The 26,292-nt window shown below is 31.6% G+C and carries 22 protein-coding genes; 10 read left to right on the forward strand and 12 right to left on the reverse strand.

The genetic code is table 11. The features are described from left to right. The first annotated feature begins 71 nt into the window (after positions 1 to 71). Entirely contained in the window at positions 72 to 596 is a 525-nt protein-coding gene (locus tag Q1B37_RS05070) for a hypothetical protein (RefSeq protein WP_299601916.1), read from the forward strand. After that, positions 597 to 2,039, forward strand: a complete 1,443-nt coding sequence (locus tag Q1B37_RS05075; RefSeq protein ID WP_299896198.1) for a DASS family sodium-coupled anion symporter — start codon at positions 597 to 599, stop codon at positions 2,037 to 2,039. It begins immediately after the preceding gene. 65 nt (positions 2,040 to 2,104) lie between these two features. Here the strand turns inward: Q1B37_RS05075 and Q1B37_RS05080 are convergent, their stop codons facing one another. The 6 genes from Q1B37_RS05080 to aroB all read right to left on the reverse strand — a co-directional run bounded on the left by Q1B37_RS05080 (position 2,105) and on the right by aroB (position 9,715). Continuing rightward, a complete protein-coding gene (locus tag Q1B37_RS05080; protein WP_299896200.1) occupies positions 2,105 to 3,502 on the reverse strand; it encodes a vanadium-dependent haloperoxidase in 1,398 nt (465 codons plus the stop codon). 296 nt (positions 3,503 to 3,798) lie between these two features. Then, the gene (locus Q1B37_RS05085) at positions 3,799 to 6,252 is read right to left on the reverse strand and encodes a TonB-dependent receptor (RefSeq protein WP_299896202.1); all 2,454 of its coding nucleotides are present in this window, start codon (positions 6,250 to 6,252) and stop codon (positions 3,799 to 3,801) included. 3 nt (positions 6,253 to 6,255) lie between these two features. Next, positions 6,256 to 7,182 (reverse strand): FecR family protein, encoded by a 927-nt coding sequence (locus tag Q1B37_RS05090; RefSeq protein WP_299896204.1) that lies wholly within the window; start codon positions 7,180 to 7,182, stop codon positions 6,256 to 6,258. Positions 7,183 to 7,246: 64 nt separating this feature from the next. Beyond that, entirely contained in the window at positions 7,247 to 7,771 is a 525-nt protein-coding gene (locus Q1B37_RS05095) for a sigma-70 family RNA polymerase sigma factor (RefSeq protein ID WP_299896207.1), read from the reverse strand. Between the two features lie 109 nt (positions 7,772 to 7,880). Further along, positions 7,881 to 8,495, reverse strand: coding sequence for a hypothetical protein (locus Q1B37_RS05100; protein WP_299896209.1), 615 nt, complete (start codon positions 8,493 to 8,495; stop codon positions 7,881 to 7,883). A gap of 149 nt (positions 8,496 to 8,644) precedes the next feature. After that, a complete protein-coding gene (aroB, locus tag Q1B37_RS05105) occupies positions 8,645 to 9,715 on the reverse strand; it encodes a 3-dehydroquinate synthase (protein ID WP_299896212.1) in 1,071 nt (356 codons plus the stop codon). Positions 9,716 to 9,881: 166 nt separating this feature from the next. Between aroB and Q1B37_RS05110 the strand changes: the two genes are divergently transcribed. Then, positions 9,882 to 11,057: a proline dehydrogenase family protein gene (locus tag Q1B37_RS05110; protein WP_299896214.1), complete on the forward strand. Its 1,176-nt coding sequence runs from the start codon at positions 9,882 to 9,884 to the stop codon at positions 11,055 to 11,057. A gap of 20 nt (positions 11,058 to 11,077) precedes the next feature. Further along, complete coding sequence (locus tag Q1B37_RS05115) at positions 11,078 to 11,455, forward strand: VOC family protein (RefSeq protein ID WP_299896216.1); 378 nt, start codon at positions 11,078 to 11,080, stop codon at positions 11,453 to 11,455. On the opposite strand, the gene Q1B37_RS05120 is transcribed toward Q1B37_RS05115, so the two are convergent. Both Q1B37_RS05120 and Q1B37_RS05125 read right to left on the reverse strand, forming a co-directional pair. Continuing rightward, positions 11,452 to 13,710 (reverse strand): BamA/TamA family outer membrane protein, encoded by a 2,259-nt coding sequence (locus Q1B37_RS05120; RefSeq protein WP_299896219.1) that lies wholly within the window; start codon positions 13,708 to 13,710, stop codon positions 11,452 to 11,454. The two genes, Q1B37_RS05115 and Q1B37_RS05120, sit on opposite strands and share 4 nt — an antisense overlap. A gap of 2 nt (positions 13,711 to 13,712) precedes the next feature. After that, positions 13,713 to 18,692, reverse strand: a complete 4,980-nt coding sequence (locus Q1B37_RS05125; RefSeq protein WP_299896222.1) for a translocation/assembly module TamB domain-containing protein — start codon at positions 18,690 to 18,692, stop codon at positions 13,713 to 13,715. A 221-nt stretch (positions 18,693 to 18,913) separates the two neighbouring features. Here Q1B37_RS05125 and Q1B37_RS05130 point away from each other — a divergent pair, with 221 nt between their 5' ends. Next, positions 18,914 to 19,489 carry a pentapeptide repeat-containing protein gene (locus Q1B37_RS05130; protein WP_299896226.1) on the forward strand — a complete coding sequence of 192 codons (576 nt, stop codon included), beginning with the start codon at positions 18,914 to 18,916 and terminating at the stop codon, positions 19,487 to 19,489. A 19-nt stretch (positions 19,490 to 19,508) separates the two neighbouring features. Further along, positions 19,509 to 20,483 (forward strand): alpha/beta hydrolase, encoded by a 975-nt coding sequence (locus tag Q1B37_RS05135; protein ID WP_299896230.1) that lies wholly within the window; start codon positions 19,509 to 19,511, stop codon positions 20,481 to 20,483. 20 nt (positions 20,484 to 20,503) lie between these two features. Here Q1B37_RS05135 and Q1B37_RS05140 read toward each other — a convergent pair whose 3' ends face one another. Beyond that, complete coding sequence (locus Q1B37_RS05140; RefSeq protein WP_299896233.1) at positions 20,504 to 21,994, reverse strand: PLP-dependent aminotransferase family protein; 1,491 nt, start codon at positions 21,992 to 21,994, stop codon at positions 20,504 to 20,506. Positions 21,995 to 22,067: 73 nt separating this feature from the next. Between Q1B37_RS05140 and Q1B37_RS05145 the strand changes: the two genes are divergently transcribed. From Q1B37_RS05145 to Q1B37_RS05160, 4 genes are read left to right on the forward strand one after another with little or no spacing between them, the layout of a single operon-like run. Beyond that, the gene (locus tag Q1B37_RS05145) at positions 22,068 to 22,733 is read left to right on the forward strand and encodes a pyridoxamine 5'-phosphate oxidase family protein (RefSeq protein WP_299896235.1); all 666 of its coding nucleotides are present in this window, start codon (positions 22,068 to 22,070) and stop codon (positions 22,731 to 22,733) included. Between the two features lie 10 nt (positions 22,734 to 22,743). Then, positions 22,744 to 23,034, forward strand: a complete 291-nt coding sequence (locus Q1B37_RS05150; RefSeq protein ID WP_299896237.1) for a DUF1272 domain-containing protein — start codon at positions 22,744 to 22,746, stop codon at positions 23,032 to 23,034. Positions 23,035 to 23,036: 2 nt separating this feature from the next. Next, a complete protein-coding gene (locus Q1B37_RS05155) occupies positions 23,037 to 23,240 on the forward strand; it encodes a hypothetical protein (protein WP_299896240.1) in 204 nt (67 codons plus the stop codon). After that, a complete protein-coding gene (locus Q1B37_RS05160; RefSeq protein ID WP_299896243.1) occupies positions 23,230 to 23,550 on the forward strand; it encodes an N-acetyltransferase in 321 nt (106 codons plus the stop codon). Before Q1B37_RS05155 ends, Q1B37_RS05160 begins: the two co-directional genes overlap by 11 nt. Here the strand turns inward: Q1B37_RS05160 and Q1B37_RS05165 are convergent, their stop codons facing one another. From Q1B37_RS05165 to Q1B37_RS05175, 3 genes are all read right to left on the reverse strand, one after another. Then, on the reverse strand, positions 23,551 to 23,925 hold the full coding sequence (locus Q1B37_RS05165; RefSeq protein WP_299896245.1) for a hypothetical protein: 375 nt from the start codon (positions 23,923 to 23,925) through the stop codon (positions 23,551 to 23,553). 114 nt (positions 23,926 to 24,039) lie between these two features. Then, positions 24,040 to 25,239 carry an alanine dehydrogenase gene (locus Q1B37_RS05170; protein WP_299601862.1) on the reverse strand — a complete coding sequence of 400 codons (1,200 nt, stop codon included), beginning with the start codon at positions 25,237 to 25,239 and terminating at the stop codon, positions 24,040 to 24,042. Between the two features lie 153 nt (positions 25,240 to 25,392). Next, a complete protein-coding gene (locus Q1B37_RS05175) occupies positions 25,393 to 25,917 on the reverse strand; it encodes a hypothetical protein (RefSeq protein ID WP_299896248.1) in 525 nt (174 codons plus the stop codon). Between the last annotated feature and the right edge of the window lie 375 nt (positions 25,918 to 26,292).

Here is a 26,292-nt window from a genome sequence, read left to right on the forward strand (position 1 = left end):
GTTATAATTTCTAAATAAAGACAGAACTAAATTTTGATACTTTTTATATTTTAGCTTAAAACATAAATTATATGATATTAGGAATAGGCTCCAGAATTAAACATCCTACTTATGGATTGGGTGTTGTTACTAATGTAACCTCAAAAATGTATTGGGTAACTTTTATTGAAAATGGATTAGAAACTATTGATGTGGATGAAGATTTTGAAGTCATCGATGGTGTAGAAGATGAAGTAGATACGATTAGTTTTTATGAAGTAGAAAGAACATTCCGAGAATTATTAAAAAGATATAGCGATATTTCTGAGATAGTACCAATAGCTGATAAATGGAAAGGTGGGAAAATAATATTAGAACCAGCAGATACAAATCTTGCTTCTAAAGAAATTCCAATCGATACATTCTTTCATAAAATTGTGATGGTACGAGATCGCATTCGTGTAATGGAACAAAAGATTAACAGTTCTAAAGCGATTGATGATCAGGATAAAATTGATTTACAACAGTATATCACAAGAATGTATGGTAGTCTAACTACATTTAACGTGCTTTTTAAAAATAAATCTCAACAATTTGTTGGTAGCAGTAAAAAGTAAATGACAGTATATCCACTAATTAAAAAGGTAGGTTTATTTGCAGGACCACTATTGTTTTTGGTTTTGGTAAACCTACCTTTTGTTATGGTTTCTGAAATTGCAGACAAGGTAATTTCAGTGGCGGTATGGATGATTATTTGGTGGATTACGGAAGCTGTTTCTATATCTGTAACGGCTTTGATTCCTTTAGTTCTATTTCCATTGGTTGGAATTTTAGATATTAAAACAGTATCTCAAAGTTATGGAAGTCATATCGTTTTTTTATTTTTTGGAGGTTTTGTGATGGCCTTGGCTTTAGAAAAAGTGAATCTTCATAAACGAATTGCGTTATCAATTATAAAGATTACTGGTACCAGTCCAAATCGTGTTATTCTCGGATTTATGATCGCTACAGCTTTTTTGAGTATGTGGATAAGTAATACTGCGTGCACAGTAGTGATGTTACCCATTGCACTTTCTGTAATTCAGCTTTTGATCAATGATGAAGATGGGTTTACTAAAAACGATCGAAACTTTGCATTAAGTATTATGCTAGGAATTGCCTTCTCTGCTAATGTTGGAGGAGTAGCAACCATTATTGGAACGCCACCAAATTCCGTTTTAGTAGGATTTTTAGAGACAGAATATCAGATTGAAATTTCGTTTCTGAACTGGATGTTATTGGCATTTCCTTTTTCAGTGATGATGATTGGAGTTATTTATTTTGTGATTGTAAAATGGATTTATCCCAATCGAATTTCTGGTTTTACAGCTTCAAGAAATGTAATTGACGAAGAATTAAAGAAACTTGGAAAAATCACAAAAATTGAGCGAAGGGTACTTACTATTTTTAGTGTTGTTATTTTTTTGTGGATTACTAGAACTACAATCAATAATTTCTTTCCTGGTTTGAATTTGTCGGATACCGGAATTAGTATGATGGGAGCATTTGCATTATTCGTAATTCCTTTTAAACTAAATAAAGGAGAATTTACACTTGATTGGAAAGATACGCAAAAGCTTCCTTGGGGCATTCTTATTTTATTTGGTGGTGGTTTAGCACTTGCTAGTGGTTTGTCACATGCTGGTCTTATAGAATTAGTAGCCGATAATATTGCTGCTAATAAAGGATTAAGTCTTTTGATAGTTGCTTTGCTGCTAATTGTATTTATGCTTTTTATGACGGAGTTGATGAGTAACGTAGCGTTGGTATCAATTTTTGTTCCTGTAGTGGCAGGAATCGCTTTAGGATTAAAAATTTCAATGCTTCATTTGTTGATTCCAGTAACGATGGCATCCAGTTGCGCATTTATGTTACCAATGGCTACACCTCCCAACGCGATTGTGTTTGCCAGTGGTTATGTAAAAGTATCCGAAATGGTAAAAGTAGGAGTGATCCTAAATATTATTTCAGTGTTATTATTACTATTACTATTTAAGTTTTACGTTTCTCTTATATTTTAAAGGTTTAACAACACTAGAGTATAAAAGCCCAACCTGTTTCGGTTGGACTTTTTTACAGATTTATTTTAGTTTTGAAGATCAAGATCATTTACAGCATCTGCGATCTCTCTACCTAAGCGTAAACCTTCGATAGCATCTTGTTCTATATGTACACCTAAAGGAACGCGAGAGTATGCATTTTCTCTTGCCATTTCAGTAAAGGAAGTAAAACTTCTTGGTGTACCATTAAACTCTATTACGTAATCAAATCCTTCATAGGTTCTATCTGTAAAACTGATATTATCCGTACCAAAGAATCCGATAAATACTCCAGCTCCAGCACCTGCAAACGTAGCATGACCAGAAGGATAACTTGGAAAAGCTGGGTTAGCTTCTTCTATAAATCTTGATAAATTGGTTGTAAAATCTTCATTTATATATTCTAAAATATAATTACTAGGGCGCTCGATATTATAAGTGTATTTGTCATCCCAAGCAGAAACAGCTGCATCATTCAGCGCAAAACCAAGTTTTAGTAACAGTTCCAATGTTCTTTCATATCCCAAGTCATGTTGTTCAATTAATTGATTGGCAATAGAAAATTGTCTTCCTGGAGGACTAATCATCAGACCTTCTACATCATCTGCCCAAAACTCAGCAATCCATAAATCTTCATCGTTTCCATTGGCAGCTGCCGTTGCTACTTCATAAACCTCATGCATTTGTTCATAATATTCGCTAGATTCATTTCTACTGTATTGTAAGACTGTAGAAAAATCTTCGCTGCTAGTTTCCTCTGGGGATATAGCAAAAGTTCTGACTTCTCTCCAATACGGAAACCAAGCATCTTCGTTTTCATTAGCAGCCCATAAACCAACACCTACAGGAGCTATATAATCACTAGGAGTTGGGTTTGCAGCTTGTTCTTCTCCTTCTTGATCGGTTTGACTATAACTTATAACTCGCTGTGCCACATGTCTACCCCAATTTTCTGAATTTTCTATCTCTGAAGCAGAAAGTCCTTCAGTAAGTTCAGCTTCTTTTTCTTCCTGAAAAGAAGATATTCTCTGTCTAACTCCAGATTCCAGGCTAAACATAAAATGATCAATAACCAATGCATATGCAGTATTTAAAGCTAAATCAATATCTACGTCATCTTCTAATGCATTTAGATTTATATTCAGGTTATTAAATCTATCTTCATTAGACGTATAATCATCCATAAAAGGAACTGCAGTTTCATAACCTGTTAAATGAATGTATGCCAAGGCTCTAGTAATGGTGTTTGGTCTCATGCTTTGCGTATATTGATCTATAGTTACCCATAGATTACTCCATTCAACTATTAGATTAGCAGTTTCATTAGTTAAATCGATATCCGTATCAGGATCATCAAAAATAGCATCATCATCTGTGGCACAAGATTGAAATAATAATATGTTAATTGCTATAATGATAATCCACTTTAAATTTATTTTCTTCATAATTTTTTGAGGTTAAGAAAAACTTGATAAAATCTTTATCAGATACTTGTCGATACTATTAAATTACTTTCTTTTTTCGGCCGTAAATAAAGTAAAAAGCACTAAAAAATAGTATCATTTATGTTTTTTCAAGTTTTAGTTAATAATTCTAATTTGGCTTATTTTTCATAAACCTTTTTGCTTGTTTATTATGAATACGAGTGATACTTGTTTTTACCCAACCACATAATTTAAAAAAATGATAATAATTTTTATTTTAGGTGATTAACAAATTGATTTTCAAGTATATAATTTTGTTAAAAAAATAGGTTTATTTGTAAATTTGGAGAGAATCTACTTGCTTTTCTTAGACTATTATCATCTTGATTTTGAAAAGCGTTTACAATATTATCTTGTCCATATACATTTAGTATAGATAAACCAATTACCGTTTTAAAGCTTTTAGAAGTATTATAAAAAGTATAAGAAGTTGAAAAATCTAGTTGATGTAATCCTGGAAAACGATTAGAGAATTCTATATTACCAGAATTTGATTCATTCGGAAAGATAGCTGGTAAACCTGAAAAATACCCCCATGAAAGCGCGAATTTCCATTTTTCTAGATTTATTAAACCAGTTAAGCTTATGATGTGACGTTGATCAAAGAATGCATCGGATGTCTCTTGAAAGTTCGTTTCAGTTTTACTCAAAGAATAATTGATGAAAGCTTCTATTCTACGCCATTTTTTCTTAATAAAAAGATTTGTTCCAAAACTGATGATACTTCCCAATTGGTCATCAGATTTCTGAGAAATATCATTTGTTTTCTTATGATACAGTTCTAAATCTATCAACCATTTAGAAGAATCGAATATACCACCAATCATCGTTTGGGTACCTTTTAAAGGTCTTATCTCATCATTGGGTAAGAACCAAAGTTGATTTGTAGTATTGAAATCATCGAAATCATTGGTGAACTTTTTTTGAATAAATTGATTAGAACTACCAACCGAAGTTTTTAAATATATCTGATCATTAACCAAATAACTAGCCGAAAATCTAGGGTTTACATATAAATTACGAAGAGGTGAATAATAATTATTATGAAGCCCGAAATTAATGATTAATCGTTCGTTCCATTTTTTTTGAAAAGAGATGTAATTAGAATGAACAATTGCAGATTGCCGTCTTTCAGAATCAATATTGCTTTGTTGTCCAAACTCTTTACTGGTTAGACGATGCTCTGTTAGGGTATACCCAGATTCGAAAGATAAATGATCATTATAATCATATGTTATTTCTGTGATTACACGTGTGTCTGATACCGTATTATCAAACCTTTCTACATCAGATCTTGTGTTTTGCACGAAACCCTCGCTCATGCTATTAAGATCAAAATTTGATTTGCTAAATCTTAGTTCTGTTTTTAGTTTTTTAGATAATTGTGATTGCCATTTTGCAGTAAATCCCCAGTTATCTAGCTCGAGCTCTCTAAAATCAACTTCGTCATCTTCATTTTGGTTTCTTACCTGAGCTGATAGATCATTTTGAATATTTATAAAGCTTAATGTAATCGCATTTCGATCATTTATGTCATAGTTTAATTTGGCATTTAGATCATAAAAACCGATATCAAAATTAGAAGAACTATTTACTTCATCTGCTACTGATTCCAGTCTACTTCCTTGGAAACTTAAGATAGAAATAGCTTCTAGTTTTGGTGTGTTAAAATTTGGATAGCTGCTTCTTCCTGATACGATAAGCCCTAATTTCTCATCAATAAGCTTAGTCTTTAGAGTAGCTCCTGCTAATATTGAGTTGATAGAAATTTCATAACGGTTCTCTTTTGGTATTTTGTCGTAGGTAGTCATATTAATTAGACCACCAACACGACCTCCCCATTTTACTGGTAAGGAATTTCTTTGAATTTCTACATCAGTTACGACAGAAGTATTATAAGGAGAAATAGCACCTAAAAAATGGCCTGAATGATAAATAGGAATATCATCTATCTGTACCAAGTTTTGATCAAAAGTATTACCTCTAAAATTAAGGTTTCCTGGTTTTCCACTAGGAGAGTGAATTCCTGGAATATTATTGATTACATTAAAAATATCTCCATCGGTTTCACCAGCTAATAAACCAAGGGATTGGGTATTAATTTGTATGCTATGATCACTTATTCTAGAATCTATTCCCTTGGTTACGTAGCTGTTTAAAACAATCTCATCTAATTGAAATTGCTTTTTAGACAGTTTTAAAACGGGAGTGTTTAACAGATCTTCTGCTTTTAATTTTACACTATTAAAAGAATATAAATGAATACTTATAGAATCTAAAAGGAATACATTTCGCAATGTAAATGTTTCATCGGTGCTAAATATATAATCTGTTGGATGATCATTGATTTGATATTCTAATGTAGAAATAGTTGAATTAGATGTATCATCAATAACTCGAAAGTTAATACTCTTTCGAATAGGTAATATTATATAGTCATTGCTGTTATTTTTTTTAAATGTAACTCGAGCTTGTTGCTCTATGATTTTAATACAATCCTGTATAGTGTCGCAGCTAATGTTTCTTCTTAAGAATATATTTTTAAAGGTAGTATGATTGTAGGAGAAATCGATATCAAATTTTTTCTCCAATTCTTCGAGTTTATCTGAAAACTTAATAAAACTAGTATTCTGAGCAATACCAGTAGAACTAAATAGAAGGAGTAAGAGTAAAAGTAAAATATGGTAATATGAAACATACTTATTATCCATAATTTATTCTACAATAATCCTATTATTATCTATACGATATTTTATTTCCATAGATGAGAATAGTGTATTTAAAGCTGTATTTAAGTCTTTATGAGTTAGTGTCCCTGTAAATTCTAGATTTTCATATTTTTTTGGCAATTCTATTTTGATATCATAGTACTTTTCTAGCTCTTTCGTTATTGCTGATAAGGTATCTTTATTAAATTTACTAACATTATTAATCCAGTCTGGTGTGGTAGAATTATGAGAATTACTAACTAATATATTTTTTTCTGCTATTACAGACTGTCCTTTTGTTAGTATTTTTTGATCTTTATCACCATATTCTACATTCACCTTTCCTTCATAACAGCTAACTTCAAATGTATCTGGAGCTACTTTTACATTAAATTGTGTTCCTAAAACATCAATTTTTCCTAAATCGGTGACTACGGTAAAAGGTTTTCCTTTAGTAACATCGAAAAATGCTTGACCATCCAGGAAAATAGTTCTCTTGTTTTCCCAATCATTCTCCTTAAATGATACTTTAGATAATGCGTCAACTTTTACTATCGTACCACAAGGAAGTTCAACTGTTTTATTTTCAGCGACTAAAGTAGTGATTGTAGTCGTTTGATTCATAAAGTAATTCCATGATAAATAGCTAATAGTCATCAAGATAGCAATACTTGCAGCTATCTTCATCCAACCATAATTGTTTTTATGTATTGATTTTACTTGTGTGTTAGAAACGGTTTTTTTGCGATTATTAAGATCTTTTAATCCGGCTTCTACATCTAGTTTAGGTACTTGCCAGGTATCAATTTCATCAATGACTACCTTTAATTCATCTAACTCGCCAGACGATTCCAATTGTTTTTTTTCGTCCTCATTCAATCGGTTGTCTAACCAGCGTGATATCAAATTGTTTCGAGTAAATTTATTATTCACTGTATAAGTATTTTATGTTAGAATTACTTTGTATACGTTTACAATACGATTTTACCCAACCTAATTAGATGTTATGTTTTTGTAATTCTGTTATCTCTTTAATCGTGATGAGTGCTTTTGCAATACGTTTTTCTACGGCAGTTTGACTTATATTTAACCGTTCTGCTATTTGTTTAAACGTAAGTTTTTCAATTCTATTTAGTAAAAAAGCTTCTCTTTGTTTTTCTGGCAATGCAGAAATGGTCTCTTCTATTTTTTGTTTGAATTCTTTGGTTCTTAAATGAAAATAAGGATCTTCATTATCATGATTTTGTTTAGTCACACTTTTTTCAAACTTAAGAGCCACTTTTTTAGACCTTAGTTGATCTATGTACAAATTTTTAGAAACGGTGTATAAGAAGTTAACTGCTTTTTCAAATATTACTGTTTTACATTTAGACCATAAGATAATAAATGCTTCTTGTACTATGTCCTGAGCTTGATTTAAGTCTCCAAACTTGAAATAGAGATGGTTTCGAAGACTTTCGGCGTGATTTTTATATAAATCATTATATACTTTTTCCTCGCAAACAGAGAAAAGTTTATTCATTTTCTTGATAGAATTAGTAGTAAAGATATAAAATAATTGCTCAAATTTCTTTTGCGATAAAGAGTTGTTTTAAGAGTAATTTAATAGAAGAATGGTTATGCATTTTTATTTATTCATTCCATGCTCTTAAATTACTTATGGGAATTCCAATGCCTAAAGTCTTATGATACTGAGCTAAATAGGCGCCACTTTCTGTAGTAGTCCAATTCTCCCAGGTAGCTTCAATTCCTCCAATAGGTATAATAGTAACCCACATTTGATAAGAAGTAGGAAGATAATTTTTGTCAACTTTCCATAGGTATGAGTCTCCAGGTGTTGTACCACCAGAACTATACGTCACTAACAAACCTTTTTCACCATCTTCTAGGGTTACAATTTTTCTGGTTACTCCTTCATCAAACAATTTATGAGGAGCGACTACCCAAAAGGAATCATTATTAAAATAAGCAAGTGCTTTACTAATCATTTTTTGACTTTCTTCGCCTTCCAGGATATTTCCATTTTTAGTAATACTACTATTTTTAGAATTCTGAAGATCTAGATTGGCCTCATAAGTATCCCAGTTTACTTTTACTTTCCCAGATTTTTTGTTCCAGATATAATGGTTCTGATTTCTAAAAGACCATTGGATATAATCTGTATTTACAAATTGGTTATGATGTACCGCTACTTGTATTTGTAAAGCAAAATTATCAGCTTCTGTTCCAGACCTACCTTCTGGCATTTTCTTATGTAAAGAAAAGTAGAGTACAGCAATTAGAAATATAACAATGACTGTTATGCTGATAAAGAATATTTTAAGGAGTTTAAAGAGTCGTTTCTTCAAGTGATTAAGCTTTTGTTAGACCTTAAAGATATTAAAACCAACCGAAATTAAAGCGAATCATAATAGTCAAAAGCATCAATAATCAGATCGTCAGATACAATACAATTGTATTTAGCATCTCCGATGGTATTAAGTAATACAAAATAGATGTTTCCTTTTTCGTTCTTTTTATCATGTACTAATAATTCCATAATAGCTTGGCGATCATTTGGATCTATGGATACTTTTGGAAAGGTAGCTAAAATCACTTGACTTATTTGCGTAAGTTCTTGCTCTGATACCGATAGTAAAGCTGCAGAAATAAATCCTTCTAAAATCATTCCAATAGCTATTGCTTCTCCATGTAATAAAGTTGGCTTTTCTGGATGTGTGAGGTAAAAGGATTCAATTGCATGTCCAAGTGTATGCCCAAAGTTGAGATACTTTCGGATATTTTGTTCTGTAGGATCTTTAAAAACGATGTTATTCTTAATGACTACGGAGTCATAAATTAATTGATCTAGATCTTCTAAGGTTAGTTTAGATAGGTCGGTCATTTTCTCCCAATAAGCTCTGTCTTGTATGAGTCCATGTTTCAACATTTCTGCAAAACCACTACACATCTGATTGGTAGGTAATGTTTCTAGATAAGTAGTATCAACTAATACCATTTCCGATTCGCTAATAACACCTACCATGTTTTTAAGATTACCTAAATCTACACCCGTTTTTCCACCAACAGAAGCATCTACCATTGCTAGTAGAGAAGTGGGAACATTGATATAATTAATTCCTCTTTTATAGGTGCAAGCAATAAAACCACCTAAATCTGTTACCACACCACCACCAAGGTTAATCAATAAACTTTTTCTGTCGGCTCCATATTCTGCTAATACATTCCAAATGCTACTGCAGGTTTCTATATTCTTATGAATTTCCCCTGGCTCTATTTCCAATACCTCAATTTCGTAAGAACCTTTAATTTTACTCATAAAATGAGCATAACAGTTTTGATAGGTATTGCTGTCTACTAAAATAAATATTTTGGAATGATTTGCCTTTTCTAAATAGGAGTTAAGCGCAGTGTAGCATTCTTCGTTAAAATATACAATAGAATCTTTAGAAACTATGGGCTTCATAAAAGGTGTTTTTTGAGGCTGTGAAATTAAGCAGAAATTGTAATAAAATAAACTTCCAAGTTCTATATTTGCAGATATCTTAAAACAATAGGGTAAGAAATGATAATACGATCATGATTTGGTAGAATTTACCTCGATTGTTATGAATTATTAAAATTGATAGTTAATGGAAAAACGTACTTTGTTTGATAATACTGAGACTGCTTTTGTCTTAAAAAGTGATTCTGAACTAGAGAGAGCTTATTTTCTCTTTAAAATGATCGCTAATGAACCATTAGTTAGAATAGGAACAGCGGTTACAAATTTCGCATTAAAAGCACATTTACCCGTACAAGGATTAATTCGTGCAACGGTTTTTGATCATTTTTGTGGTGGAGTAGACGAAGAAGATTGTATGCCAGTGATCGAAAAAATGTATGCTAAAGGTAAAGTGTCATCAGTATTAGATTATTCTGTAGAGGGAAAAGAAGAAGAGGAACAGTTTGATCATGTGTTAAATAAGACTTTGGAAATTCTTGACTTTGTAGATCAAAAAGATGCAATTCCTTTTGGGGTTTTTAAACCTACAGGATTTGGACGATTTTTAATCTGGCAAAAAAAGACAGAAGGAACGCCATTAACAGCAGAAGAACAGAAAGAATGGGATAGGATAGAAGAGCGTTTTGATATCGTTTGTAAAAAGGCATATGATTGCGATGTTCCATTATTGATCGATGGAGAAGAAAGCTGGATGCAGGACGCAGCTGATGAATTAGTAGCTAAAATGATGCGTAAGTACAACAAAGAAAAAGCAATCGTTTATAATACATTACAGCTATATAGGCATGATCGATTAGATTATCTAAAAAAGTTACACGAAGAAGCAAGAGTGTATGGATATAAAATCGGAATGAAAATCGTTCGAGGTGCTTATATGGAAAAGGAAAACGATCGTGCAGCAGAAAAAGGATATCCTACACCAATTTGCGAAAGTAAAGAAGCTACAGACATTAACTTTAATAATACGTTAACCTATATTCTAAATAATCTAGGAGATATTTCTGTATTTATAGGAACGCATAACGAAGAAAGTAGTTATAAAGCAATTGAGCTTATGGAGCAACAAGGTATAGCTAAGAATGATCCAAGAGTTTGGTTAGGTCAGTTATTCGGAATGAGCGACCATATTAGTTTTAATTTGGCTGCAGAAGGGTATAACGTTGCTAAATATTTACCTTTTGGTCCAGTAAAAGATGTAATGCCATATCTAATTCGTAGAGCAGAAGAAAATACATCAGTAGCTGGGCAGACTACAAGAGAATTGGATTTATTATCTAAAGAAAGGAAAAGAAGAAAATTATAATGTTTTACATATAACCAACAATGAATTTAAATCAAGTAACAGTTCCATCAATAAACGTAGAACAATCGATAAGGTTCTATGAGTTACTTGGATTACATTTAATAGTAAAAGCATTACCACATTATGCTCGTTTTGAATGTAAAAACGGAGATGGTACCTTTTCAATACATCAGGTAGAAGAATTGCCTAAAGGAGAAGGTGTCTACGTGTATTTTGAAACCGAAAAATTAGAAGAAGAAGTAGCTCGTTTGCAAAAAGAAGGAATAACATTTGATCTATTGCCTACAGAACAAAGCTGGTTATGGAAAGAAGCACGACTTAAAGATCCCGACGGTAACCAAATCATTTTGTATTTTGCAGGAGACAATCGTAAAAATCCACCTTGGAGAATTAATTAAAAAGGATATCCAATAGCAAAATTTAATATAGAGTTAGAGACATTAAAATCAATTTTATTTTCGACATCAGCAGGGTCTAATATTGGAGCTGCTAAATCAAATCGGATTACAAAATTCTGAATATCAATTCTTAGGCCTATACCAGTACCTATTCCTAGTTCACTAAGGAAATTAGAAGAAAATTCTCCTCCTGGTAATGAATCATTTTCATTTGTTAACCAAACATTACCAGCATCAACAAAAACCGCTCCTTTTAAATAAGGGATTATTGGAAATCTATATTCTAGATTTGCTTCTAAGCGAATGTCCCCTGATCTATCAAAGAAAGAACCCGTATCATCATCATCAGGCGTATATGTTCCAGGTCCGATAGATCGAATTCTAAACGCTCTAACGCTAAACGCACCTCCAGAAAAATATTGCTTAGAAAAAGGAAGAGTTTCAGAATTACCATAAGCTAAACCCCAACCTCCAAATAATCGAGTTACCAACTTTTGATTGTTTCCAATGCTAAAATGATATCTAAAATCAATATCAGCTTTAACGTATTGAGCGTATTCTAATCCTAAAAATGTATTGATATTTTCTTCATCACTGCTATCAAAAAGGCTCACGGTATTACCCGCAATATCAAAATTGAAGTTGAAGAAAAAAGGATTGCTAATCGATGAATCATTTAACTCATTATAGGTAAAAGAATAGGTGAGTCCAGCAATGAATTGTTGATTAAAGCTCGTCTTTAAAAACTGATTTTCTTCAAGTATTTGTTCAAACTCTTCGGTAGTATTAGATAAGTTTACATAATTGAGACTAATTGGATTTAGTTCATGATTAACAAAACGATTGGCATTCCAGCTATAACCAAATGTGGTATTAAAGGAGTTTAAACTGTATAGCTTACTTCTGTTAAGATATTCGAAACCAGCACTAAGTATCGTTTTTGGAACCGCATATTGAAAACGATCTACAATTTTAATGGGGAATAATAATCTGGGAAATACCAAATCAGATTTCAAACCTATTTGTGTACTGCTTAGACCACTATTTTCTCCTCCAGATAATTGAGTTTCATATCCAAGGGAAGCGGTTATATTCAAAGTTTCTCCTCCTCTGAAGAGATTTCTGTTAGCATATGTGACGAGTAAGCTTGGACCAGTAAAATTGTTAGATTTCGATAAAGCTTGTAGCTCTGCTCTTATTGCTCTTTTATTAAGTGGTGACAAATAAATATTTGCTCTAAGATTTCCTTCTTCTTTTCCTTGTTTTCCTGTGGTAAGCACATCATATTCAATATTTACAAACTTATATGTTCCTATAGAAGATAGCCTGTTACTTGTTCTTTTGGAAACTGAAGGATTATAAAATTGATTTTTTTCGAAGAGTATATAGGGTTTTAAATACTTTGGTTTGAAAAAATCTCTATTTTCTATAAAATTGATATTTGAAAATTGAATAGTATCTTTTGAATTACTATCTGTATGGATTGTATAGTTTGGATATACATTAATATTACTAATGCGGTAAGGGATTAAAGATTTTTCGGGAACATTTTTCTTTAATCTCAGGAACAAATCGTAATGTTTGGTTTTATATTGATTGGTATCCGCTTCAAAAATCAAAAAATCTGAATTAAAGTTATAATATCCTCTAGCTTTAAGAGTCTTATCAATTCGTTCTCTTTCTAACTCAAAAAGCGCTAGGTCAAAACGATCCCCCTTTTTTATTGGGCTTTTGGAAAAAATGTCTTTTATCTCTTTTGAGATTGGAAAGGGAATAGAATCTAATCTGTAATTTTTTAAAATATAAGGTTGATTTACTACTACATTGTATGTAACGGATGCGTAGGAACTATCTGTTGTAATTTCAGAGTTTATTCGATTTCTAAAAAAACCTCTATTCTCTAGGCGATTATTGATTAATTCTTCGATGCGTGATCTATCTATATCAGAAAGGTATACAGGTTCTTCACCAAAATTCTTGTACAAAAATTTATTAATGAATCCAGGATTATCTTTTTGGTTTTTATAATGCGCATATAAACCAAGTTTAATTCCTAGCATTTTTGAGTTGGGTTCAGGTCTTATAACAGATTCTATTTCCTTTTCAATTATGTTAAGATTTTTGATCTTGGAATCTGATTGTAAAGACAAGGAAGCGCCCGTATATAGTTTTTCATTATTAGGTATAAAACGTTTCACACCGCAAGAAGACAGAAGAACTATAATACTGATGAATAATAAATATCTCTTTTTCAAGTCTAATTTTCTTTTGATTTTTGTTTTTTTAGTTCTTCTTTAATGGATTTGGAAAATAACTCTTTAAATTCATTAAACTCTCGATTAAAAATAAACGCAATACCCGTTACAATCAATTGTCCATCAATAACACTTTCAAATTCATTTTTTCTAAATCCTTTAAGCCGATATCTTCCATTTTTCGTTAATAGATATTCCAGGCTAACATTGCCTATTACTGGTGTTGTTTCTGCTGAGTTTTGACTACTTCCTTCAATATCAACATCACTTCCTACTTGTACGATTAATCGATCGTTGAATAGTCTTTTTTGCGCATTAATTTCTAGTTGTGTTCTGTTTTGTGCAGCATTACCTTGATAATCAGTATAGCTGTTTAGACCAAAATCTAATTCGACTCCAGTATCTCCAATTAGTTTATCCGAGAAGCTATTGAGCTGGCCAGATAGTACTTTGTTTACATTATCTCTAGCTATGGAAACGGCACCACCATTACTTCCATCACTACCAGCATCTGGAAAAAATCTATTTAACACTAAAAGAGAAAAGACTTGTTTATTAAGTTCTTCTTCTTGACTGTTAAGTTGTTGTACCTGTCCATATACTTCTCCTCCTAAACTACCTTGTTCGTCCTCAGGCATGTCTAGTTGGAAAGAAATTTCTGGTTCCAAAAGCTGACCATCTACGTTTAGATATACTAGAAATGGTAGTTTTTGACGAAACTGATTTGTAATGCCAGAAGATTCTCCAGATGTTTTTGCCGCCATCAGAGAAGCTGCAGAAGTTTCTACATTATAAATAGCGGTAACATCAAGTTTAGCATCTAATGGGTCTCCTAACCAGGTTATAGAACCTCCTGGAGCAATTTGAAATCTTCTTTTTACTATATTATAAAGACTTACTTCATAGTGTCCATCAGTAATATCATACCTTCCGGTTAGCGTAGTTCTACCGTTTGGTTCCATTCCAAATTTAAGTTCTCCTTCACCCGAGATCTGAAAATTATCTTTACTACGTTCGTCAATAACAATCTTAAAAACAGAACCTTTATCAATTTTTAATTTAGTGTTGATGTCATATCCCTTTAATAATGTATTAGCATATCGATCTTCTTCAACTCGAGTTATAATAGCATCAGGATTTTTCCGATTTACAAATACAACGATACCTTCACGTTCTTTAATTTCAAGCTCTGATTCAGGAACTATTAAAGTAAAATTGGAATCTTCATCGATGGCTAAATCACCTTTGATTTTAGGAATATCTAAATTTCCTTCTATATCTAAATCGGCTGTTATTTTTACATTTCCAAAGAAGAGATCATTGTTTTCTCTTGTAGCATTTAGTATCTGAAAGTTTTTCGTGTTTAGTGAAAGGTTAAAATCTGGATTATTCAAGTCTTTCGTACTTATTTTACCGTCTAAAGAAAAAGTATTTAAATTTTCATCTGCAATGGTGAAATTGTTTAAGGTTATATCTGTATTTGTAATACTTATATTTTCTTCTGGTAAAGTAAATCGTGTATTCAGAGAATTGACTATCATACTTGTGTTTTCAAAATGAAAAGTGCCTTTATAAATAGGGTTTAAAGTAGTTCCTTTAATTTTTGTACTACCACTAATGATACCTTTAGTCTCTGAGATTTGCTGGTCCATAAACTTTTCCAATACCTGAACTTGTAATTTTTCTAGGTTGAGATCAAAATTTATTTCCGACTCATTTTCTTTAGTCTGATAATCTCCATTGAGGTTTAATTTTACATTTTCTCCATTTAATAATAAGCTCAGATCATAATTTTGAAAGCTTTTAGATGTAGCGTCTAGTGTAAGGTCTCCTAAAGTAATTCCTTTTACTTTTAATTCTTGAACATTTAGGTCTGCAATAAGACCAATTTGTTCAAAAGGGTTTTCAAAAATAATTTTACCATCTATAATACCATTAGCGAGAATTTCATCATCGCTTAGGATGGAAGTAAATGTAGATGCATTGAAATTGTAAAAAGAAATACCTACATGCTTTTTGTCAATTTGAGAGTCATCTGAACTAATAATCAATTGTTGTTGATTTTGTTTTATTTCAAAATCTTTAAAATCTATATAATTTTCAGCTATGGTAATTTGGTTATTTGAGGAAATAGACCATGGATTTTTATCAAAAACAATAGATTTAGGGTCGATATGATAATAAAGTGTGTCTTTTTTTAGTCGTAGTTCAGACTTAACAGAAGCAATCCTTTCAGTTTCGTTATCGGTGCTAAAATCCAAAAGTAAAGTTTGATCTTTTAAAACTCCCTCAAAAGCAGTTTTATTGATTTGGATTGGGTCTGATACTATACTTTTCCAGCCTAAAGAGAATTTTACATCCTTCTTATCGGCATCTATATTCAGACTAAGGCTATCTATACTACTATTGTTGTAATTAATAGACGGTGCATCTAAATTAACAATTAATTTTTCCTTGTCTTCACTAAAGTAAAGATTGGCAGTGATAGAATCTAATTCTTTAATACCTGGTAATAAAATATTACTTAAGATAGGTTTTTCTCGTACAACCAAATCCATTGTGATCTCAGCCGATTTTTGAATAGTATCTTTTATTTTATTTTCAGAAATATATGTTTTTAGTCTATTTTGTATTGAATGTACTATTTGATCAGCTCGGGTATTAGCTAAGATATTTGCATCTAAAAATTCACTACCTATCAATACTTCGGATGTATTAGAATTACTTAAAGCATCAAATTTTATATCAGCTATTTGATAAGGTTCATTGTTCTTTACTACCAAAGCATCTGTGATTTTAGAGTGTAACCTAAAATCCTGAGAGTTTCCTGTGTAATCGAAAGATATTTTACATTGTGTTTTTATAATATCATTGGTGATAATACCTAAACCATTCAGATCGGCACCTGCAATATTCAAAAAACCATTTACCTTAGGTGAAATAGAATCTAAAACTAAATTTGTATTTAAAAGGAAATTTAAATTTCTATCTTTAAACTTAGCATTAACATTCCCTTTACCGTTAACTATTTCGCCACGTAATTTAAAATCAGAGAAGTTATATTCATTAATTGTTATTTCTTTAAAATCAGAATCTAAGGTTGCATTCAACGTATTTAGGGAGGATCCTGATCCTTTTATTTGTGCATTTAAAGTTATGGAGCCAAGTTGTTGGTTATTCAATAATTTTTGTAATTGAAATTTATCTACAGACACATTTCCATTGAATGAAATCTGATCCTTATTACTGTAATTGCCGCTTAGAAGAACAGATCCCATTGAAGAGTTCAACAAAGTATTTCCGTCTAAATCATTTACATGTCCTGATATATTACCTTCTATACCGATTTCTGAAGGAAGATTTATTCCATAATCAGATTCATTAATAAATGCTTTTAAGTTCTGTTTTGTGGAAATAAAATTATACGAAATAGAGTCAAACTGTATTTGATTTTCGGTTAGAAGATTTTTTAAGTTACCTTCTAACTGTATTCTTGTGTCCTTACCCCAATATAAATTAGGTATACTAGTTTGAAAATCTGAAATTTTCCCTTTTAACGTTAGAGATCCGAGTAATCTTTTTTGTGCTAATGAATCGATATAATTATTTTGAGCTAAACTGGATTGAAAGTAGTAAGCATCTTTAATTCCTAAATTAAGTGTATCTAAAGTTATATCAAATATTACTTTCTCTGGAGAGTTAACTAATGTAAAAAGAGAGTTATATTGTATGTCAAAATTGCCTTTTATATTACTTTCATTTGTCTGCATATAGACTTTTTCTAACCTTGTTGATGAGGTCTCATCTATAGTTATTACAGAAGAAAGATGCTTTAACTTAAAACCACTATGATCTGTAAATGCAGTTTTTTGTAGTTTTACGCCAGCTTTTCCTTCAGCAATATTCAGATTCTCTGCTTTTAATAAAATGGATTGTAAAGAAATATAGCTGGGATCAAATTGTTTTTCTTTTCTAAAGGTGGATTTGTTTTGAAACAAAAATGAATTATTTTCTAACGAAATAAAGTTTATATTCAATGTTAAATCAGGCCATTGAAAAGGCGACTCCTTTTGAGGTTGATTTTTTTTTGAATTACTTAGTGACTTCAATAAAATCTTAGAATCATCAAATTTAAATTCATTGATATTATATTCCTGATCTATAAGATTAATATAACTATTGTCAATATCCAGTTTTCCAATATTTGATGAAAAGGTAATACTGTCGGGAACGGATTGATAAAATATATTTACCTGATCAATAGAAAAATAATCTATTTTAAACTTTGGTAACTCTGTATTATTCGATTTTGTGTCAGTACTGGTTGTAGTTAATTTTGTTTGTTTGAATCGAATATCTGAATCACTAAAGTAAAATCTTCTAATTCCGAAATTCTTGGTTAATAGGTCAAAGGTTTCCATATCAAAAGAAAGTTCGCCTAGTTTTATAGTACTATCGATACCTGCAGTTTCGTCTAAAAACAACACCTCAAAATTGGTAAGAGATACGCCTCCAATGATTATTGGAACATCAGAAGATTTTTTTGTAGTATCTGTTTGGGTCGTAAATGGCTCTAATATAAAATCAAAGTTATAAGATTTAGTATCTTTTTTTCTGGTTATATTAGCTTTTACTCCATCCCAATCTAATGATTTTAAATGGTAGCTTGTTCCTCTAATAAGAGGTAGTAAAGCTATTGATGCTTCTAATTTTTTTGAATAAAGAAGCGTGTCTTGTTTTTGATCTTCTATATAAAACTCTTCTAATAAAATATTACCAGAAAAAGTAACGTAAGCTTTACTAAGTTTTATAGTTGTTTTGGTCTCATTTGATAGATAGGAGATCAGTTTATTTACAATAATTTCCTGTCCCCATGGACTTCTAATAAAAAGTATGATAAACACGAATAAAGTTACCAGAATTATTAAAATTTTAGCTATCCTTTTTATCCATTTATATTTTTGCTTTTTGACTTTATTCACAGAAGGAATTACTTGTTACGTGATTTTAAACAAATGTACATTGTTAAAAGTTAATCTAATTCGAATTTTATCTTAATAAGATCTTAACCATATGGATTGGTGTAAAAGTTTTATCATATCAGTCAATAATAAATTTCTTAGTTAAGATTTATGCTTAATTTTACTTCTATCAAATGATAGTTTACAAAAAGAATTAGTTTTTAAAAATTTTACTTTTTGATATGAATGATATGTTAGGAATCGAGAAAAACTTTATAGCTCAGGATTTCTCAAAGCAAAAATTACCTGGTAATGAGTATGATAATTGCGAGTTTGTGAATTGTAATTTTTCAGAAGCAAATATGTCTGTAATTACTTTTATGGAATGTAGTTTTACCGATTGTAATTTTGCGAATGTAATGCTTAAAGAAGCATCGTTTAGAGATAATTGTGTTTTTAAAAATTGTAAACTGTTAGGAGTAAACTTTAGTAGTTGTAATCCTTTTATGTTTTCTGTGAGCTTTGATGGTTGTGTATTAGATTATGCTTCTTTTTATGCTTTTGAACTCAAAAACACAAGTTTTAACAACTGCAAACTTTTAGAAACTGATTTTACCGAATCTGATATTACTGGTTCAATGTTCAATAATTGTGATTTAACCAAAACTATTTTTGAACAAACCAACGCTGAAAAAGTCGATTTTAGCACAGCCTTTAATTACACAATCGACCCAGAAGTAAATAAGCTTAAGGGAGCTATTTTTTCTAAAACCAATTTACAAGGATTACTACATAAATACCAACTTGTTTTCAAGTAGTCCATAAACTCTTAAAACCATGAGAAAATTTAAAAGATATAGGAAGCTACTTATTTTTCTTGCCTTGATCTTCTTATCATTATTCTTTCTAGCAGATTTTGATATTCCTGTAGAAGAGTTAAAAGAAAAATATACCTATTCATATTCTAAGTTTGTGGAAATCGATGGAATGAATGTCCACTATACAGATCAAGGATCTGGCTTTCCAATTATATTATTGCATGGTAGCGGAGGATCGCTGCATACTTGGGAAGGTTGGGCAAATGAGTTAAAAACAAATTATCGCGTGATAAGCATAGATTTACCAGCTTTTGGGCTAACAGGTCCACATACGCGAGGAGATTATTCTATAAATAGTTATACAAAGTTCTTATACGATTTTGTAAACAATCTAAAACTTGATAGATTTCATCTAGCAGGTAATTCGTTAGGTGGAGGTATAGCTTGGAATTTCACATCGGATTATCCAGAAAGAGTAGATAAATTACTATTGTTAGATGCTTCTGGTAATAGACCAAAACCAAAGAAACAAACTACAGAAAATACAAAAAAGAAAGGTAGTATTTTTTCTGTTTTCAGATTAGCGCGTATTCCTGTAATCAATAAATTATTTCTCTATTTTACACCAAAATCTATTATTCGTAATAACTTAGAACAAGTATACTATGATGATAGTAAGGTAACGGATACTTTGGTAGAGCAATATCATGATTTTGCATTAAGAGAAGGTAATCGCCAAGCTTTTATGGATAGACTTACGACGACAAGAGGAAAAGATACATCACATAAACTAAAAGAGATAAATAACTCTACACTTATTCTTTGGGGTGAAAATGATCGTTGGATTTCTGTGAACTCTGCCTATAAGTTTAATGAAGATATCCCAAACTCTAAGTTAGTAATCATGAAGAAAACTGGTCATTTACCCATGGAAGAAAAGCCAGAAGAAAGTGTGAAAATAGCTAAGGATTTTTTGGCTGAAGATTTGGAGTAGTTCTTTTAGAGGTGAATTCTTTATATACGTTCCATCACCTTTTCTAAAGTGTTAATAACCGTTCTTATTTCATCTTTATCCAATGCTGCAAAGCCAATTCTAATACCATTATGTCCAGAATTATCATTGTCATAACGTCTCCATTCTGGATTAAAAGCAACGTTGAGTTTTAGAGCTTCGGCCATAACAATATCCCAATTATATGGTTGTTTAAGTCGAACCCAAACAGCCATACCACCATTAGGAACTTTGAAATCAAAATAGTTATCTAGCTTTTCTCTAAGTAATTTACAAAATAGATCACGTCGTTCTTTATATATCTTTCTTACTTTATTACTATGTCTTTGTACATCGCCATTAACAATCATTCTGGCAAGTGTTTGTTCCAATAAAGTATCACCTTGTCTATCTAATATGCGTCTTAGTCTTGCAGCTTCATCTACTACTTCTTTTGGAGCAATAAAATAACCAATTCGGAGTGCTGGAGCTATAATTTTTGTAAAACCACCAATATAAATAACATTTCCTTGTGTGTCATTACTAGCTAACGGTAGGATAGGAGCATTACTGTAATGAAAATCATAGTCGTAATCATCCTCTATAATAGCAAAATGATATTGTTGAGCAAGATCCAAAAGATGCATGCGTCTTTCTGCTGATAACGTTACTGTAGTGGGATGGTGATGATGGGATGTTACGTATACAGCGCTAACCTTTTGTTGTTGGCATATACTTGCAATCTCACTAGTATTGATACCGTTTTCATCTACAGAAACACGTTTTATAATACCATTGGCTTCCATAAATGTATTGTCGGCTGTCATATAATTTGTGTTCCCAGTGATTATCGTATTTTGATTATTAAGCAGTAATTGACTGGCAAGGTAAATTCCCATTTGACTGCCTCTAGTGATTAAGATGTTGTCTACAGTTGTTTTAAGACCTCTGCTTTGATTGAGATAGGCAACTAAGGCTTTTCTTAAATCTAGATTTCCATATGTGTCACCATATCCCAAAAGTTCTTTATGATGGATTTTGTTAGCAATGTTCCTATAATTTTTTGCAATGTCTTCTATTGGAGCTAACCGATGGTCAGGTACTCCTTCATCTACTTTTAGAGGAGCATGCAGAGCTTCAATTCCTTTTATGAATAGATGGTCTCTTTTCTTAAAATCAAAACCTACGGTGCTATGAGTATTTGAATCAGGAAGATGTTGAAATTCTTTAGGTTTGATAAGCGGAAGGTTCTTACTTACGAAGGTTCCCTTAGCTGGGATACTTTCTATCCAATCTTGTGACATCAATTCATCATAAGCAGCAACAACCGTTTTTCTGTGGATTTGTAAATCTTCAGATAATTTACGAGACCCGGGAAGCTTTGTCGACGGTGCTAATTTTCCAGATTTTATGAATCCAATCATCTGGTCACACAGTTGTAGGTATAAATGACGATTAGAATTTCTATCTAATTTAATATTGCTTTTAAAAGGAAATATTACTGGACTACCCATTATATGATAACTGGATTAGTATATGAGTCCATAAAACTAATAATTTTGAATCAAATCAAAAAATGAACAAGAAATGTCAGAATATCAAGTAACAAAACTTAATAAAGTAGTCAGAGGATCCAAAAGAGCAAGGTATAATGTCAAAGAGATTCATCAAATTTTAGATGATACCTTCTTATGTCATATAGGCTACGTTTGGAGTGATAGCGCTATTGTAATACCTACTGCTTATGGAAGAGATGGAGATATCATCTATATTCATGGATCCTTAAAAAATAGGATGATGACTAATTTATTGGAAGTAGGTAAGGCGAGTATTTCGGTAACACATTTAGATGGTTTAGTAATGGCAAGATCTGCATTTCATCACTCTGCTAATTATAGGTCTGCTACTATTTTTGGAAATGTAAGAAAGGTAGAAGATTCCGAAGAAAAAATGAAGGCCCTAAAGTGTATTCTTGATCATATGGTTCCTGGACACTGGAATAATATTCGACAACCCAATGCTAAAGAAATTAATGCTACATTGGTCATGGCTATAAAAATAGATATGGCATCTGCCAAAGTAAGGGCAGAAGGAGTTGTGGATGAGAAAGAAGATCATGAATTACCAATCTGGGCTGGTGTAATTCCGATCAAGCAAGTTGCCCTAGCTCCAATATCAGAAAAAGATCTGAAAGTAGGAGTATCGATTCCTGAATCAGTATCTAATTATGTAACTAAAAATAAGTTGTCCTAATTTTGTAATTATGTTAGAAATAAGACCTTCTTGCGAGAATTGTAATAAATCATTACCTAATGAAAGCAACCAAGCTATGATTTGTACTTTCGAATGCACATTCTGTAAGGATTGCGTAGATACTATCTTCCTTAATGTATGTCCTAATTGTGGAGGAGGTTTTACTAAAAGACCTACAAGACCGTCACACTTATTGGAAAAATACCCAGTGAGTACTGAAGTTGTTTATAAGCCAATAGATATAAATTTATTTGAGAAGTTATTGATTCGGTTTAAAGGTATTGAGGCTAGAAAACGATAATAATGAGTATAACAATAAGAATAGCTACTATAACAGATGTAGAGGATATTTCTTTTTTAGGAAAAAAGACCTTTGATCAATCATTTGGTTATCTTTTTAATGATAAACAGGATCTTTTAGACTATTTAGAAAGAACATTTTCCTTGGCAAAACTAAAAACTAGTATAGGTAAACCTCATAATATACTGGATTGTATTGTACGATGAAAAGCCTGTTGGATATGCAAAAATTCAATTGAATGCTCGATCTGAATTTATAGTGTCTAATAATTCATGTAAACTACAAAAGCTTTACCTATTACAAGACTATCTATCAAAAGGCATTGGAGGACAATTGCAACAATTAATTCTAAAAAAGGCTAAAGAAAGCAGTGATTATATATGGTTGTCGGTTCTAAAAGAGAATACAAAGGCTGTAGCTTTTTATAAAAGAGATAACTACAAAATTGTTGGGGAACACCCTTTTAGTATTGGCAAAGAAAACTTTGAGTTTTGGATAATGGGTAGGGATTTATAATTATTTATTGATTTCCAAAGAATTTATCTTAGCAATAGAATCACAATTAGCAATCAATAGACTGACTAATTTTTCCTTGGCAACACCTTCTATAAAATAAGTTTTACAAGAATCTAGTTGGGTATTGCTCTTTCCGAAATCTACATTTCCTGAGGTAAGAATAGAAGAAATATCAGCAGTATCAATACTGTTATTACGCATAGCTGTCAATACCTCTTCCGAAAATAGTCGTTCTTTAATTCTTATATTTTTGAGTACTCGAGCATTGGGAGAATAATCACAAGATGCATTTTTGCCACCTAGAAAAAAGAACAATAAAAACAATCCTATAATAAATCCAAAAAAATAAAATCCAAGTCGATGTGCTAGTTTCATGTACTGTAAAAATCAAAGCCCAAAAGTACACAAAGTTTATCGATTTAGATAGGCTTTGTATCTCAAAGAATCTGCAAATTCATATAGTAAAAGCAGATCCAATATTTTATGTTCTTAGAAAATCAATAAATTAATATCTCTGTAAGAAAGATCGAACCAATCTGCTATGGATTTACTGGTTAAAATGCCATGATAGAAATATAATCCACTTTTTAATCCTCTATCAAAACGCACTGCGTTTTCAATACCGCCTTCATCTCCAATTTGAAGTAAATACGGTGTGAAAATATTACTAATGGATAGGGAAGAAGTCTTAGCATAACGAGAAGGAATGTTAGGTACACAATAATGCACCACACCATGTTTCTCGAAAGTAGGATGATCATGAGAGGTAACTTCGCTAGTTTCGAAACAACCACCCATATCAATACTCACATCGATCACTACAGCTCCTTTTTTCATGCGTTCTACCATCGTTTCAGAAACAATAATTGGGGATCTGTTTTTGCCTCGTACCGCTCCAATCACAACATCACATCGACGTAATGCTTTTAATAGGTTTTTGGGTTGTATGGTTGAGGTATACAAAGGTCTTCCCATATTGGTTTGTATGCAACGTAATTTAGTAATAGAATTGTCAAATATTTTTACATTAGCGCCAAGTCCAATAGCAGATCGTGCTGCGAATTCACCAACTGTACCAGCACCAACAATCACAACTTCGACTGGTGGCACGCCACTAATATTACCCATCATAAGTCCAGAACCTTGTGTAGCACTGCTCATTAATTCTGAGGCGATGAGTACCGCTGCGGTTCCTGCTATTTCGCTAAGAGCTCTTACCGCTGGATATGCACCATCTGCATCTCTTATAAACTCAAAACCAAGTGCCGTGATTCTTTTCTTTGCCAATTCCTGAAAATAGACTTTGGATTGCGTTTTTAACTGTAAGGCAGAGATTAAAACCGTTTGTGGATTAATGTGCTCTAGTTCTTCTAACGAAGGTGGTTCTACTTTTAGGATTATCGGACAACCAAAAACCTTGGTAGTATCTTTGGTAATTTCGGCACCAGCTTCACTATATTCTCTATCTGTAAAACTTGCACCAATACCTGCGTTAGATTCTAATAATACTCTATGGCCATGTGCAGTTAACGCTGCTACAGCATCAGGCGTAAGACATACACGCTTTTCTTGATAACTGGTTTCTTTTGGGATGCCTATGAATAGTTTTCCTTTTTTCTTTGCCACTTCAATCATTTCTTCCTGCGGCAATAGTTGTTCTTTGGTAAAAGGCGAGGTTGGTTTACTCATTTGTGTGTCATTCTGTATCTCAAATTACGAATAAAAATGAATAGCATCCAAATTTAGTATTACCGTATTTGTAATAAAAACATTCGTAAGTTATATAATACTTGATCTCTATTAGGATTAATTAGTAGACTCGCAAATAATTGAATACTAGTTTTAGCGTAATCTATTCCACCAGGATTTTTTATTAGACTTTTTTAGGGCATCCAATTCTGATAAATCGATGTTATGAATTTTATCAAAAACTTTGGTTCGAATGCTATATACAATGCTTAAAACTATTATTACTACAGGTATTAAATAGTAAAAATGTTCACTGTCAATATATTCTGAATCTTCTAAAATGATGAATGCTAATTGAAAAGAGTATAAGGAAATAGGGATTAAAATAACTAAATACCACCAGTGCTTGCAGGTAAAAAACCAAATAATGAAAAGTGATAAAGGGATCAGTTTTCCTAGTAAAACCCACACAAATACATTTATACTTTCATAGTATTTGCTTTGGTAAGTAAAAATAGAATTTTCCCAGATGGCACCATCTGGGAAAATATCATTGATATAAAATAAAAATGGTATTGTAGCTATTAAAATAATTACAATGTTAGTTAGAGCCAGGTATTTTGATTTTTTTCTTTTGGGTAAATGCTGGAATTGGGTTTCCTTTTTTGTTTCTGTCATTTTGTGTGATTGAGGTATCGGATGTTGGTTGGGTTTGGTTTTCTACATCGGAGAACATGTAGATAGATAAGCTAAAGAAAAAACTGAAAAAAAGTGTTGTCGTGATTTTCATTATAATAGGGATTTAATTAGTTATGGCCCCAAACATATAAGAAAATCCAACAGTCAATCGAATCAAAAAAATTGTAGTTTTGCAAGCCGTAAGCAAGCGTTTTTAGTACTGAGAAAAAGTATACTTCTTACGTAGAAACTGTCGAAAAACATATTTTTGCCGATTAAATACTTGTAAAAAACAACAATAAAAATAGTTTTTTATTAGTGTAAGAAAAAGCGTTAGTCTGTTAAATTTTATTAAAATGGTTTTTTTAACATTTT

It is taken from the genome of uncultured Aquimarina sp., assembly GCF_947492965.1.
GTDB lineage: Bacteria > Bacteroidota > Bacteroidia > Flavobacteriales > Flavobacteriaceae > Aquimarina.